This is a genomic window from Saccharomonospora sp. CUA-673 (assembly GCF_001942305.1).
In the GTDB taxonomy this organism is placed as follows: domain Bacteria; phylum Actinomycetota; class Actinomycetes; order Mycobacteriales; family Pseudonocardiaceae; genus Prauserella.
Genome location: NZ_MKKE01000004.1, coordinates 65129 through 78904, shown reverse-complemented (window position 1 = coordinate 78904; position 13776 = coordinate 65129). Strand labels below are relative to the sequence as shown.

Sequence of the window (13776 nt, the reverse complement as noted above, 5' to 3'; positions counted from 1 at the left end):
CGGCGTGGCTCTCACGTCCGCTGGCCGACTTCCACCTCATCCTCGCGGTCACCGGCCTGCTGGCCGTGATCGGCGTCGTGATGGTGCTGTCCTCGTCGTCGGTCATCTCCTACAACCCCGACGACGCGGGCAGCGTGTACGCGGTGTTCCAGCGGCACCTCGTGTTCCTGCTCATCGGGCTCGTCGTGTTCTGGATCGGGTTACGGCTCCCGCTGCCGACGGTGCGTTCGTGGTCGAACCCGGCGCTGGCCGTCTCAATCGTCCTGCTCGCGCTGGTGCTCACACCGCTCGGTGACGAGCAGGAGGGTTCGCAGCGCTGGTTCGTGATCGGCCCGATCTCGGTGCAGCCCGTCGAGGTCGCCAAGGTCATGTTGGTCCTGTGGGGCGCGCACATCCTCGTGACCAAGCAGAACGTGCTCCACCAGTGGCGGCACCTGCTCGTGCCGCTGCTGCCCGTGGCGCTGCTCATGTGCGCGCTCGTGCTGGCCCAGCCCGACCTCGGCAGCACGATCCCGCTCGGCATCATCCTCGTCTCGCTGCTGTGGTTCGCCGGGGCGGCCAAACGGCTCTTCGCCGTGATCGCCGGCGCGGGCGTCGCCGCCGCCGTCGTCCTCGCGCTCACCGCCGACTACCGCCTCGACCGGGTGATGACGTTCCTCAACCCGGGCTCGGACCCGCAGGGCAAGGGACTGCAGGCCAGCCAGGCCCTGTACGCCCTCGCCGACGGCGGCCTGTTCGGCAAGGGACTCGGCCAGGGCCAGTCCAAGTGGATGTACCTGCCGAACGTCGAACACGACTTCATCTTCGCCCTCGTGGGCGAGGAACTGGGCTTCGTGGGCTGCCTGGTCGTCATCGGCCTGTACGGCCTGCTGGCCTTCGTGGGCATGCGGATCGCGGTGCGTAACCTGGACCCGTGGATCCGGATCGTCGCCGGAACCCTGACGGTCTCGTGCGTGTCGCACGCCGCCATCAACATCGGCTACGTCGTCGGCCTGCTGCCCATCACGGGCCTGACCCTGCCGCTGATCTCCTACGGCGGCACGTCGTTGCTGATGACGATGCTCCTGCTCGGCCTGCTGGCCAACTGCGCGCGACACGAACCCGAGGCCGTCGCGGCGCTGCGCAGCCAGGGGCCGGGTAAGTTCGGTCGTCTGCTGCGGTTGCCCGCACCGGAGCCGTACCAGCCGCCGGTCGCGAGCCGCCGCAGCGGCACCGGCAGCGTGGCGGCCCGCGTGGCCAGGGCGGGGGACGTCCCGCACCGCGCGGCGCGCGCTCCGCCTCGGTCCCCGAACGACGCAAGTCGGCACCGGAGTACGGTCGCGCGCCCGGACGGACACCGGGCGCACCGGGGAACGCCGGCGGGGGCCGGACCGGTCCACGGGAGCCAGTCGAACGACACGGAGAGGACGCAGGTGAGCCAGCCCGACACCGGGGCGGAGAAGGCACCGGCACGCAAGGCACCGACCGTCGTGGTCGCAGGCGGCGGCACGGCGGGACACATCGAGCCCGCGATGGCACTGGCCGACGCGGTCACCCGGCTGCGCCCGGACGCCACCGTGGTCGCGTTGGGAACCGAACGCGGCCTCGAGACCACGCTCGTGCCCGAGCGCGGATATCCGCTCGAACTCATCCCGCCGGTGCCCATGCCGCGCAAACCCACCCCCGAGCTGCTGCGGCTGCCGTTGAAGGTGCGCGAATCGGTGAAGCGCACCAGGGAGGTCCTCGATCGCGTGGGCGCGGACGTCGTCGTCGGCTTCGGCGGCTACGTGTCGCTGCCCGCCTACCTCGCGGCCAGGGGACGGGTGCCGATCGTCGTGCACGAGGCCAACAAGCACCCGGGCATCGCCAACAAGGTCGGCGCCCGCTTCGCCGCGAAGGTCGCCGCCGCCGTGCCCGGCACGCCGCTGCCCGGCGCCGAGGTCGTCGGCATCCCGCTGCGCCACTCGATCACCTCGCTGGACCGAGCCGCACTGCGCGCCGAGGCGCGCGCCCACTTCGGCCTCGACCCGGACGCGCCGACCGTTCTCGCGTTCGGCGGCTCGCAGGCGCGCGGTCGATCAACGAGGCAACCTCGGGCGCTGCGCAGGCGTTCGCCGAGGCCGGCGTGGGGGTGCTGCACGCGCACGGGCCGAAGAACACGGTCGCGGTGCGCGAGTTCCCCGACGCCCCGCCGTACGTGCCGGTGCCCTACCTCGAACGCATGGACCTCGCCTACGCCGCGGCAGACCTGGTGCTGTGCCGGTCGGGTGCGATGACCGTCGCGGAGGTGTCCGCGGTCGGACTGCCGTCGGTGTTCGTCCCCCTGCCGCACGGCAACGGCGAGCAGGCCCTCAACGTCGAACCGGCGGTGCGCGTGGGCGCGGGCCTGCTGGTGCAGGACCACGAGCTGACGCCGGAGTACGTGGCCGAGCGGGTCATCCCGCTGGCGACCGACTCCGAGCGGCTCGCGAAAATGAGCGCGGCAGCCGTCGGCCTCGGTCACGGCGAGGCCGACGAGACATTGGCCAGGATGGTTCTGGAGGCCGGCGGACATGGCAGCGGAGACAGTGACGGAGACGTCCGAGGCGGAGCAGATGGCTGAGCAGACACCGGCGGCGGAACTGCCCGAGATTCTCGGACGCGCGCACCTCATCGGCATCGGCGGCGCGGGGATGAGCGGCATCGGCCGCATCCTGCTGGCGCGCGGTGCGCAGGTGTCCGGTTCGGACGCCAAGGAATCGCGCGCATTCCTCACCCTGCGGGCGCAGGGCGCGCACATCGCCGTCGAGCAGGCGGCGGAGAACCTCCTGCTGAGCGGCGCCGAGCCGACGGCCGTGGTCGTCTCGACCGCGATCAGGGAGGACAACCCCGAGCTCGTCGCGGCCCGCGAGCGCGGCATCCCCGTGCTGCACCGCGCCGAGGCGCTCGCCGCGCTGATGGAGGGCCACCGCGTCGCCTGCATCGCCGGGACGCACGGCAAGACGTCCACGACATCGATGCTCACCGTGGCGCTGCAGCACTGCCGCCTCGACCCGTCGTTCGCCATCGGCGGCGACCTCAACGAGTCCGGCGCCAACGCCCACCACGGCGAGGGCGGACTGTTCGTCGCCGAGGCCGACGAGAGCGACGGCTCGTTCCTCAGCTACACCCCCGACGTCGCCGTGGTGACCAACGTCGAACCCGACCACCTCGACCACCACGGCACCGTCGAGGCCTACGTGTCGGTGTTCAGCGAGTTCGTCGACCGGATCTCGCCCGGCGGCGCGCTCGTGGTGTGCGCCGACGACGCGGCGGCCGCCGAACTGGCCGAACGCGCCGAGACCGCGGGCGTGCGCGTGCTGCGCTACGGACGGTCGGCGACAGGGGAGCACGACGCGCGCGTCGTGTCCTACGCGCCCGCCGACGAGGGCGGCACCGTGCGGCTCGCCCTCGGCGGTGAGGAGCTCGAGGTGCGGGTGACCGTGCCCGGCGAGCACATGGCGTTCAACGCCGTCGCGGCCCTGCTGGCCGGACTCGAACTCGGCGCCCCGCTGGAGGGGCTGCTGGCCGGGCTCGCCGTGTTCGGCGGCGTGCGGAGGCGGTTCGAGTTCAAGGGCAGGGCCGGCGACGTGCGCGTGTACGACGACTACGCGCACCACCCCACCGAGGTCGACGCGCAGCTGCGCGCCGTGCGGCACGCCGCGCACGACGGCCGGGTCGTCGTGGTGTTCCAGCCGCACCTGTACTCGCGCACCGAGGCGTTCGCCGACGAGTTCGCCGCCGCGCTCGGCCTGGCCGACGAGGTCATCCTCCTCGACGTCTACGGCGCGCGGGAGGAACCGAAACCGGGTGTGACCGGCGAACTGATCGCCGAACGCATCACCGGCGCCACCGTGCACTACGAGCCGGCGTTCGACCGGGCGTCGACGCTCGCCGCCGACCTGGTCAAGCCCGGCGACCTGCTCGTCACGATGGGCGCAGGCGACGTGACGCAGCTCGGCCCGGAGATCCTCGCCGAGCTCGACCGCCGGCGCTGACGACCGCCGAGGCGACCGAGGCGGGAGGTGACGGCATGGTGACCAGGCAGAGCCGCGGCGGACGCGGGAACGGGCGCGCCCGTTCCCGCCGCACGTCGTCGCGCCGCCGGGTTCCGTTGCTGCGCCGCCTGTCCTTCCGGCGCCGTGGCGGTGGTCGGGACCGGCGGCGCGTGCCGAAACCCGCCGTTCCCAAGGGGGATGTGGCCTCGCGCGGGCGGGTGTTGCGGCGGCGGTGGATCGCGGTGCTCAGCGTGGTGACGGTCGTCGGGTTGGCCTACGTCCTGTTGTTCACGTCGCTGCTCGGTGTCCGGTCGGTGGAGGTCGCCGGTGCGCGCGACGTTCCGGAGGAACAGATTCTGGATCGGGCCCAGGTTCCGGATCTGCGGCCGATGTTGCGACTCGACACCGGCGCGATCGCCGAGCGCGTGGCCGAGATTCCCGGCATCGCCACGGTGGACGTGTCGCGGTCGTTGCCGTCGACCGTCGAGATCGCCGTCACCGAACGCACGCCCGCGGGCGTGTACGACACCGGTTCGCAGCTGTACCTCGTCGACGTCGGCGGCGTGGTGTACAAGGAGATTTCCGAGCCCCCGCAAGGACTTCCCGAGTTCTCACTGTCCGAAGTGGCCCCGAACAATCCGGAGACGCGGGCCGTGATCCAGGTGCGGGAGGCGTTGCCGGAGGATCTGGCGGCGCGGGTGACGGAGTGGCGCGCCGAGACGCCGGGCAGCGTGGAGTTCACCCTGCGCAGCGGCAAGACGGTGCGCTGGGGCAATGCCGACGACAGTGAACGCAAGGCGCAGGTGCTCGGTGCGCTCATGACACGCGACGGCAAGACCTACGACGTGTCGAGTCCCGAACTGCCGACCGTGTCGTAGACACGTATGCCCGCCGCGTCGTAGACGCGCATGTCGCGAGCGTCGTGGACACGAATGCCGCGAGCGTCGTGGACGCGCATGTCATTTCCTTGGGGGACAAGCGGTCCCGGGTCGGGAGTGGGTCGGGGTGTCCGGGATTGTGGCGTAAACATCCAGGCGACACGCGGCGTGGCGCCTGGATTCGGACGCTCGTGATGCCTACCGTCCTGTCGCAACGTTGGTAGTTGACATAAGTCTAACCTTCAAGTTTAGGTTGAGGGTTTCCCGTGGTCGACATCCAGCGAGCCAGGGACAAGCACCACGATCAGGAAGGCGAACCCGATGACGCCCCCGCACAATTACCTCGCGGTGATCAAGGTCGTCGGTATCGGCGGCGGCGGCGTGAACGCCGTGAACCGCATGATCGAGGTCGGCCTCAAAGGTGTCGAGTTCATCGCGGTGAACACCGATGCCCAGGCATTGCTGATGTCCGACGCGGACGTCAAGCTCGACATCGGCCGGGAACTGACCCGCGGCCTCGGTGCGGGTGCCGCACCCGAGGTGGGCCAGCAGGCCGCCGAGGACCACCGGGAGGAGATCGAGGAGGTCCTCAAGGGCGCCGACATGGTGTTCGTGACCGCCGGTGAGGGTGGCGGCACGGGCACGGGCGGTGCGCCGGTCGTGGCGCAGATCGCCCGCAAGCTCGGCGCGCTGACGATCGGCGTGGTCACGCGGCCGTTCTCGTTCGAGGGCAAGCGCCGCGGCAAGCAGGCCGAGGACGGGATCCAGGAGCTGCGCAACGAGTGCGACACGCTCATCGTCATCCCCAACGACCGGCTGCTGCAGCTCGGCGACATCGGCGTCTCGCTGATGGACGCGTTCCGCTCGGCCGACGAGGTGCTGCTGTCCGGTGTCCAGGGCATCACCGACCTCATCACCACGCCGGGTTTGATCAACCTCGACTTCGCCGACGTCAAGAGCGTGATGTCAGGAGCGGGCAGCGCACTCATGGGTATCGGCTCGGCGCGTGGTGAGGGTCGCGCCGTGCAAGCCGCGGAGAAGGCGATCAACTCGCCGCTGCTCGAGGCGTCCATGGACGGTGCGCACGGCGCGCTGCTGTCGATCGCGGGCGGGTCCGACCTGGGCCTGTTCGAGATCAACGAGGCGGCGTCGCTGGTGCAGGAGTCGGCGCACCCCGAGGCGAACATCATCTTCGGAACGATCATCGACGACTCGCTCGGCGACGAGGTCCGGGTCACGGTGATCGCCGCCGGGTTCGACGCCGGGACCCCGACGCACAAGAAGCTCGACCCGGGCACGCTGACCTCCGCCGGGGCGACGGCCAGCGCCGAGGCCGGTGAGGTCAAGGCGCCCCAGCCGCCCCAGGGCAATCCGGCGCCGCAGGGCAACCCGGCCGCGCAGACGGGGCCGATCCAGGCGCAGAACGGTGCGGCCGGCAACGGCGCCGCGGGCAACGGGGCGGCCGGCAACGCCGGTGGCAGCGCTGCCGGCGGTAACGGCTCGGCCCCGCAGGCCGGGGCGCAGCCGGTGCCGAGCGCCCAGCCGACACCGCAGCCCAAGCAGGCGTCCGGTCAGGCGCCGCCACAGCCCTCCGCGCCCCGCGCGCAGGCGGGCCTGCCCGGCGGCACCCAGCCGGTCACCGAGGACCCGGCCGACGACGAGGTCGACGTCCCGCCCTTCATGCGCCGCTGACACCCGTGACCGGACGTCCCTTTGGTCGGAGTGTGGGGGTGACGGCCTAAGCTCGGGGTGCTCAACCGAGGGCCCGATGGTCGCGTTCGGCGCGACGAATGTTCCCTCGGCGGACGGCTCGAGTGAAGGGACCCATCCGTGCGCATCCGGCGCGTGATCACGACGAGGGCGGGCGGCCGGTCGAAGCCCCCGTACGACACGTTCAACCTCGGCCTGCACGTCGGCGACGATCCTGAGGCCGTCCGCGCCAACCGCGCGCGCCTCGCCACCGAACTCGGGCTCACCGAGGACCGGCTGGCATGGATGGAACAGGTCCACGGCCGCACCGCGACGATCGTCGACGGCACCGAGACCGAACCCGCCGAGGCCACCGACGCGCTCGTCACCGCGACCCCGGGCGTCGTGCCCGTCGTCCTGGTCGCCGACTGCGTGCCCGTGCTGCTCGGCGACGCCGAGGCCGGCGTGGTCGCCGCCGTGCACGCCGGACGCGTGGGCGCGCGGGTCGGGGTCGTCCCGGCCGCGATCGAGGCGATGCGGTCCGTCGGCGCCGAACCGTCCCGCATCGAGGCGCTGCTCGGACCGTCCGTGTGCGGATCCTGCTACGAGGTGCCCGCCGACATGGCCGACGACGTCGAGGCCCACCTGCCGGGCAGTCGCTGCACCAGCTCCAAGGGCACCGCGGCGCTCGACCTGCGCGCCGGCCTGTGGCGCCAGCTCGCCGACCTTGACGTCGGCAAGATCGGCGTCGACCCGCGCTGCACCGTCGAGGACGAGACGCTGTTCAGCCATCGCCGTGACCAGCCTTCCGGCCGCCTCGCCGCGCTGACCTGGATCGAGGCATGAACGCGGTGGACGAGCAGGCGCGCCGCGCCGAACTGGCCGAGTCCCTCGCCGAGGTTCGCGCCCGCATCGACGCGGCCTGCGCGGCCGCCGGACGCGCCCCCGACGAGGTGCGACTGCTGGCCGTCACCAAGACCTTCCCCGCCTCCGACGCCGCGCTGCTGAGCGACCTCGGCATGACCGACCTCGCCGAGAACCGCGACCAGGAGGCCGGCCCGAAGGCCGACGAACTGGCCGGGCTGCGCCCCGAGGCCGCCGTGCGCTGGCACATGGTGGGCAGGTTGCAGCGCAACAAGGCCAAGTCCGTCGTGCGCTGGGCCGACGAGGTCCAGTCGGTCGACTCGCCCCGCCTCGCCGAGGCGCTCGCGAAGGCCGTCCACACCGCCCAGGAACGCGGCGAGCGCTCCGGCCCCCTCGACGTGCTCATCCAGGCGAGCCTCGACGCCCCCGAGGAGGCCGGACACCGCGGTGGCTGCCCGTTGCCGGACGTCCCGCAGCTCGCCGACATCATCGCCCGGTCGGGTGAGCAGTTGCGGTTGCGGGGAGTCATGGCGGTGGCCCCGTTGGGGCAGGATCCGGAGCCGGCGTTCGCGCGACTCGCCGAGACCCACGCGAGGGTGAGGCGTGATCATCCCGACGCGACGGAACTATCGGCCGGTATGAGCGGAGATCTGGAACAGGCCGTGGCTCACGGGTCGAGTTGTGTGCGTGTCGGAACCGCGTTGCTCGGCGGGCGCCGTCTAGCCTCGCCATAGAGAGGTTCACCCACAGTGGCGTTCGTCGGTGACTCAGCGTCAAGGGTGGGGGCGAGACCGTGCGGGCGAGGGAGAGGCATGAGCACGCTGCACAAGCTGAAGGCCTACTTCGGAATGGTCCCTGCCGAGGACGAGTACTACGACGACTACCGGCGGGGCTACTCCGACGGCGGCCGTGATCCGTACGACTCCTACGACGAGTACGCCGACTACGACGCCTACGAGGGGTACGAGCGCGCCGAGCGGGCCGACTACCGGGACGCCGACTACGACGAACCGCCGCGTCGGGGCCGTTCGCGCTACCACGTCATGGACGAGTTCGACGAGCCCGAGCAGCCGCCGATGCGTACGCGGCGTCCGGTGTCGCCCGCAGGCGGCTCAGGACAGTCGGAGGCGTCAGTGCACGGTTCCCTCGCCGTCGACCGTCAGCCGGAGCCCGTGGCGCGCCTCAGGCCCGCTCCGCCGGCCCCGGAGCAGCCCGTGCGCCAGCCCGCGGCGGCCCGCGACCCGCTGAGCCGGATCCGGACGCTGCACCCGACGAGCTACACCGAGGCGCGGGAGATCGGCGAGGCGTACCGCGACGGCACGCCCGTGATCATCAATCTGACCGAAATGGACAATGCGGACGCCAAGCGGGTCGTCGACTTCGCGGCCGGATTGGCGTTCGCGCTCCGCGGCTCGATGGACCGGGTCACCAACAAGGTGTTCTTGCTCTCACCACCGGATGTCGACGTCTCGGCGGAGGATCGCAGGCGGATCGCCGAGGGTGGTTTGTTCCTCAGGCGGTGACGCGTGCATCCCGGTGGCCGACAAGTGCGGCCCTTGTGGCTAGAGTGTCGGCGTGGATGCGGTCCGGATGGTCTTTTATTGGCTGCTCTTTGTCTTCTGGCTCTTGCTCACGGCGCGGATCGTCGTCGAGCTCGTACGGGCTTTCGCTCGCGAATGGCGACCCATGGGAGGGGTTGCGGTCGCGGTCGAGAGCATCTACACAGTGACAGACCCACCGGTCAAGGCTGTCCGCCGGATTATTCCGATCGTGCGGATAGGCGGCGTGGGGCTGGACCTATCGATTATGGTGCTGCTGTTGGTTGTGTTCATACTGATGCAACTGGCGCTACCCGGGTGACGGGGAACCCGGATCGTCCTGCAGCCCATGGAGTGCGTGAGGTGATCTGATGTCGTTGACCCCTGCTGACGTGCATAACGTCGCGTTCAGCAAGCCGCCCATCGGCAAGCGGGGCTACAACGAGGACGAGGTGGATGCGTTCCTCGACCTGGTGGAGACTGAACTTGCCCGGTTGATCGAGGACAACAACGAGCTGCGCCAGCAGGTGGAGCAGCTCGACGCCGAGCTGGAGTCGACCCGCGGGGAGCTGGAGTCGGCCAAGGCCGGTGCCTCCTCCGCGGCGCAGCCGCTGCGCCCCAGCGTGACGAGGCCCCCTCTCGGCGGCTTGCCCCGGTGCCGCCCCCGTCGTCGACCGAGCAGACGCAGGCCACGGCCGCGGGCCTGCTCGGCGGAGAGAACGGCGAGCCCAACGTCCAGGCTGCGAAGGTGCTCGGCCTGGCCCAGGAGATGGCCGACCGGCTGACCGCCGAGGCCAAGACCGAGTCCGACGGCATGCTCGCCGAGGCCAGGACGAAGTCCGAGCAGTTGCTCTCCGACGCCCGCTCCAAGGCGGACTCGATGGTCAACGAGGCGCGTACGCGCGCCGAGAGCATGCTCAACGACGCGAGGACCCGGGCGGAGACGCTCGAGCGTCAGGCGCGCGACAAGGCGACCACGTTGGATCGCGAGGCGCAGCGCAAGTACACCGAGACGATGAACAACCTGAACACCGAGAAGGGCGCGCTCAACAAGAAGATCGAGGAGCTGCGCACCATAGAGCGGGAGTACCGCACTCGGCTCAGGGGCTTTTTGGAGTCGCAGCTGCGCGAGCTGGACGACCGCGGCTCCGCCGCACCGGCGTCGGCCTCGACGTCCTCGTCGGACAGCTCGAGCAGCTCCAGCAGCTCCGGCAGCAGCAGCTCGTCGAGCAGCGGCCAGGGCTACTCGTTCGGTCCGCGCGCCGAGGCCGGCTGACCGGCCGACGGCACATCGTGTTCACTCAGCGAGACGGTTCCGGCACCCTGCGGAAGGGTCCGGAACCGTCTCGCTCTGTCTCGTGTTGTAATTCACTGTGCTCTACATCGTTCTGATTCTCGTGCTGGGCGCGCTCGGCCTCGTGGTCGCCGCCCTGATCACCGCCGACTCGCTGTGGGCGTGGATCTCGCTCGGCGTCTCCGTCGTCGCCGGCATTCTGCTGCTGATCGACTGGTGGCGTCGCCGCAAGGCCGCGAAGGCCGCCGCAGGGGCGGCGGCCACCAAGGACGCCGAGGGCAGTGACGTGGCTGACGCAGCCGACAAGGCTGACACCACCGACGAGGCCGACACGTCCGATTCGGACGCCGACGCCGATTCGGCCGACTCCGCCGAGACAGACGAGGAGCTCGACGAGGTCCTCGCCGTCGAGTCGACCGAGCTGATGGGCGCCTCCGGGGAGCTGGCCGACCCGGACGCCGAACCTGCCGAGGAACAGGCCCCCGCCGAGGACGTCCGCGCGGTAGCCGTGCTCGAGGATGAAGTGGTGGTCGTCGACGAGCGGCCGCGCTACCACCTCACCGAATGCACGTGGCTCGAAACGCGCGAGACGATCCCGCTGCCCGTGCGCGAGGCGCGCGAACTGGGCTTCAGCCCGTGCGGCCGCTGCTGGCCCGACGCCACCCTCGCCCGCCGCAGCCGCGAACGCGCCGAGGCGTGACCCACCGCCGACCGCGCTGAGCACGGCCGCGCCGGCAGCGCCCGAAGAAACCCCGCTCGTCGTCTTCCCCCACGCGGGTGAGCTGTGTCGTTCCGCGTCGTATCGTGAGCCGACGGTTGCTCTACTGGGCTGTCGACAGTTCTCACCTCGGGGGAGGGGATTCACTGTGCGTAGACCGCGGTACAGCACCGAGGCGGCCGCGGTGGAGCCGGAGGTCACGGTCGCGGTATCGCGACCGGTACTTGGTGCGGAGATGACCGAGGAGGCGCCGCAAGTCGTCTACGTTCCGACGGCTGCGCCGCTGCGAGGCGGCGACCTGTCCGTGGTGTTGCGTGAACTGGAGGGCGACACGACGGCCCTGCTGGTGTACTCCTCGCTGAGGTCGCTGGTCGACGGGTGCGGTGAGGACCAGCCGTGGACGGCGTTCTACACCGCCGCACTGGAAGAGCTCCAGGTTCAGGTCGGAGCGGATCTCGTGCTGTGGGACATGACCCTTGCACCGGAGATCCGACAGCACGGCGAGTACGGGGAGGGCGAGCAATGAGCGGTGGCTATCGCGTCGAAGCCGAGACGATCGGTGAGGTGTCGAGGGCATTCCATATGGCGGCCGAAAACCTGACCAACACGGACGATCCTCCCGAGAAGGTGGAAGCCGGTGAGCCGAGCGCGGCGATCGCCGCGGTGGTCGCGCATCTGGCCGAGCAGTCGAGTCAACTGGTCGCCGGCTTGCATTCGATCGGTGACTCCGTGGAGCAGAGTCGAACCGAGTACGACGCGCAGGAGCTGTGGTCGGTCGACCACCTGCCGAAGCCCGGCGCAGGCGGCAGCCGACCGGTTTGACGCTGCCTTGAGTGGTTATCGAGGGGGTAGCCATGTCGTTGAACATCGAGGTCGAGGCGAAGCCGGACAGCATGCGCTCGCTGGCGCGCTGGCTGCGCCGTACCGGCCGTGCGGTATCCAACCGGCACGACGACGTCACGAAGGCGTCGGAGCGTTCCGAAGACGGGTGGGAAGGTGGCGGAGCCCGCGCGTTCCGCCGGAGCATGGGCTCCTTGACGCCCAAAATTGACGAGCTGAGCGGTGGCTATGGCGGCTTGGCCAATGCGATCGACCTGCACGCCGCCGACATCGATACGACGAAGGCCCGCATGGAGCAGGCGGTCGAGATCGCGAGGGAGGGCGGGCTGACCGTCACCGACAAGGAGATCAAGGAGCCCGGCGAGCCGCCGGCGAAACCGGACCCTCCGCACCGGCACCCCAAAAGCGGCGCGGTCAGCGGCGCCGACAAGGAACGTTTCGACGCCCAATGGGAGGTTTACGGGGCGTGGATGAAGAAGGCCAAGGCTTATGCCGAGGCCGGAGTGGTCGTCACCGAGGCCAGGAAGATCGAGACGGACTCGCAGAACCTGCTGCTCGACTACCTGGAGAACGTCGGTGAGAAGTGGTACATCAACGTGCCCGACTTCGGTACCGGCCTGGCGGCGGCGCACATTGCTGCGCACAACAGCTTCAAGACCCACGCCTCACATTTCCGCCAGCTCGGGTCCCACCTCGGCGAGCTTGCGGGCGATATGAAGCACGGTGCGCAGACCCAGGCCAGGTACATGATGACCGGGTTGATGGCGACATCCAGGGCCAACGTCCACGCAGCACAGGCCAACAGTAGGAAGTTCGGCCGATGGCTGAACGGCTTGCCGAAGCCGGTTCGAGGTGCGCTCACGGCGAATCTTGGCCGGTATATCCCGGCCAATGCGAAGTATCTGTCGGGTGCCAAGCCGTTGTTGTCGAAGCTGCCGGTGCTGGGAACTGCACTCGGGGGTGGCAGCATGATTGCCGACCTGGCCAGCGGGAAAGATCCGACTGTGACCGTCCTGTCGACCGGAGGGAGCATCGTCGCAGGAGCCGCTGCCGGTGGCGCGGTGGGCGGTGTGCCCGGAGCTGTTGTGGGTTTTGTCGCCGCAACCGGCACCGGATTCCTCATCGAGAACGCCGCGAGCGACGACGTGAAGGCAGCCATCGAGGTCGCGTCGGAAACCGACGACGTCGGCGGTCTCGGTTTCGACCTGTCGCGCTTCTCCAGGTTCGTCACCGGTAACTGGTAGAAGTATCGCCGTGACCGTTGAGCTGCCGCCGAAGCCGGACGCGGAGACGGGTGAGCCGCGTCCGCCGCGTGCTCCGGGGTATCGGAACGAGGGGTGGCGGCGTCAGCCGTTCCGGTCGGGCAAGGTGCCGACCGGGCCCAGTCCTGTGCTGGAGTGGACGTACAGCACGCGCGCCACGAGTTGGGGTTACGCGGCCACCGCAGTGATCGTCCTGGTCGGGTTCCTGTTTCTCAGATCCGGCATGGACTGGCTCGGGACGTGGCAGCTCTGGGTTTTCGTCGTCGCGGTGGGGGTGCTGTTCTGGTTCATGCCTCGAGGCGACCGGATGTCGGCGGGTGCGGATTGGGTCGACGCCGGTAGGCACGGGTCGGTCAGAACGTACGATCTCGTGTCCATCGATATCAGAGGGACGGTCGGTAGTCATCAGCTCATCCTTCGTGATCGCGATGGTGGCACGATCGACCATGACCTGAATGACTTCCGGGAGAACCCGTTCCTGTGGGACTTGGTGTTCAACGGGATTCGGCATTCGTTGGCGGGTGGTGCGGAGATCACGCCGGAGGCGCATCGGGTGTTGCAGATCGGCGAGGTGGGTATCGGCCCGCCGTGACGTCGCGGTAGGGCCTGGTCGTCGGGGTTTCGCGGGAGGCGTTAACCTGGACACACGGCGTTGATCCGGCCATCACCGGGGAGCTTCCGGAAGAACGGGCGTCAGC

General features: G+C 70.0%; 12 protein-coding genes and 3 pseudogenes. All 15 read left to right on the top strand.

Annotated features, from left to right (window positions below):
- Positions 1-80: 80 nt before the first annotated feature.
- Positions 81-1040, top strand: a pseudogene (locus BJF85_RS29485) (FtsW/RodA/SpoVE family cell cycle protein); the annotation flags it as partial.
- A 372-nt stretch (positions 1041-1412) separates the two neighbouring features.
- Positions 1413-2581, top strand: a pseudogene (murG, locus tag BJF85_RS29480) (undecaprenyldiphospho-muramoylpentapeptide beta-N-acetylglucosaminyltransferase).
- Positions 2574-3995 carry a UDP-N-acetylmuramate--L-alanine ligase gene (gene murC, locus BJF85_RS02660; protein WP_075845639.1) on the top strand — a complete coding sequence of 474 codons (1422 nt, stop codon included), beginning with the start codon at positions 2574-2576 and terminating at the stop codon, positions 3993-3995. The pseudogene murG and the gene murC overlap by 8 nt, the downstream one beginning before the upstream one ends.
- Positions 3996-4030: 35 nt before the next feature.
- Positions 4031-4873: a cell division protein FtsQ/DivIB gene (locus tag BJF85_RS02655; protein WP_075845613.1), complete on the top strand. Its 843-nt coding sequence runs from the start codon at positions 4031-4033 to the stop codon at positions 4871-4873.
- A gap of 321 nt (positions 4874-5194) precedes the next feature.
- Positions 5195-6565, top strand: a complete 1371-nt coding sequence (gene ftsZ, locus BJF85_RS02650) for a cell division protein FtsZ (RefSeq protein ID WP_075845612.1) — start codon at positions 5195-5197, stop codon at positions 6563-6565.
- A gap of 138 nt (positions 6566-6703) precedes the next feature.
- Positions 6704-7408, top strand: coding sequence for a peptidoglycan editing factor PgeF (gene pgeF, locus BJF85_RS02645; protein ID WP_075845611.1), 705 nt, complete (start codon positions 6704-6706; stop codon positions 7406-7408).
- Positions 7405-8160, top strand: a complete 756-nt coding sequence (locus BJF85_RS02640) for a YggS family pyridoxal phosphate-dependent enzyme (RefSeq protein ID WP_187346851.1) — start codon at positions 7405-7407, stop codon at positions 8158-8160. The genes pgeF and BJF85_RS02640 overlap by 4 nt, the downstream gene beginning before the upstream one ends.
- Positions 8161-8238: 78 nt before the next feature.
- Complete coding sequence (locus BJF85_RS02635; RefSeq protein ID WP_075845610.1) at positions 8239-8949, top strand: cell division protein SepF; 711 nt, start codon at positions 8239-8241, stop codon at positions 8947-8949.
- Between the two features lie 67 nt (positions 8950-9016).
- Positions 9017-9286, top strand: coding sequence for a YggT family protein (locus BJF85_RS02630; protein WP_075845637.1), 270 nt, complete (start codon positions 9017-9019; stop codon positions 9284-9286).
- A 49-nt stretch (positions 9287-9335) separates the two neighbouring features.
- Positions 9336-10240, top strand: a pseudogene (locus BJF85_RS02625) (DivIVA domain-containing protein).
- Between the two features lie 97 nt (positions 10241-10337).
- Entirely contained in the window at positions 10338-10958 is a 621-nt protein-coding gene (locus BJF85_RS02620; RefSeq protein WP_075845609.1) for a hypothetical protein, read from the top strand.
- Positions 10959-11124: 166 nt separating this feature from the next.
- Positions 11125-11502: an SAV_915 family protein gene (locus BJF85_RS02615; RefSeq protein WP_083665856.1), complete on the top strand. Its 378-nt coding sequence runs from the start codon at positions 11125-11127 to the stop codon at positions 11500-11502.
- Positions 11499-11798, top strand: coding sequence for a hypothetical protein (locus BJF85_RS02610; RefSeq protein WP_075845608.1), 300 nt, complete (start codon positions 11499-11501; stop codon positions 11796-11798). The genes BJF85_RS02615 and BJF85_RS02610 overlap by 4 nt, the downstream gene beginning before the upstream one ends.
- A 32-nt stretch (positions 11799-11830) precedes the next feature.
- A complete protein-coding gene (locus BJF85_RS02605; RefSeq protein ID WP_075845607.1) occupies positions 11831-13060 on the top strand; it encodes a WXG100 family type VII secretion target in 1230 nt (409 codons plus the stop codon).
- Positions 13061-13262: 202 nt separating this feature from the next.
- Positions 13263-13670 carry a hypothetical protein gene (locus tag BJF85_RS02600; RefSeq protein WP_139320428.1) on the top strand — a complete coding sequence of 136 codons (408 nt, stop codon included), beginning with the start codon at positions 13263-13265 and terminating at the stop codon, positions 13668-13670.
- Positions 13671-13776 lie beyond the last annotated feature (106 nt).

What these genes read in the sequence shown, in the direction of transcription:
- murC (WP_075845639.1), top strand. Translation starts at nt 2,574, where the DNA reads ATGGCTGAGCAGACACCGGCGGCGGAACTGCCCGAGATTCTCGGACGC.
- BJF85_RS02655 (WP_075845613.1), top strand. Translation starts at nt 4,031, where the DNA reads ATGGTGACCAGGCAGAGCCGCGGCGGACGCGGGAACGGGCGCGCCCGT.
- ftsZ (WP_075845612.1), top strand. Translation starts at nt 5,195, where the DNA reads ATGACGCCCCCGCACAATTACCTCGCGGTGATCAAGGTCGTCGGTATC.
- BJF85_RS02640 (WP_187346851.1), top strand. Translation starts at nt 7,405, where the DNA reads ATGAACGCGGTGGACGAGCAGGCGCGCCGCGCCGAACTGGCCGAGTCC.
- BJF85_RS02635 (WP_075845610.1), top strand. Translation starts at nt 8,239, where the DNA reads ATGAGCACGCTGCACAAGCTGAAGGCCTACTTCGGAATGGTCCCTGCC.
- BJF85_RS02630 (WP_075845637.1), top strand. Translation starts at nt 9,017, where the DNA reads ATGGTCTTTTATTGGCTGCTCTTTGTCTTCTGGCTCTTGCTCACGGCG.
- BJF85_RS02610 (WP_075845608.1), top strand. Translation starts at nt 11,499, where the DNA reads ATGAGCGGTGGCTATCGCGTCGAAGCCGAGACGATCGGTGAGGTGTCG.
- BJF85_RS02605 (WP_075845607.1), top strand. Translation starts at nt 11,831, where the DNA reads ATGTCGTTGAACATCGAGGTCGAGGCGAAGCCGGACAGCATGCGCTCG.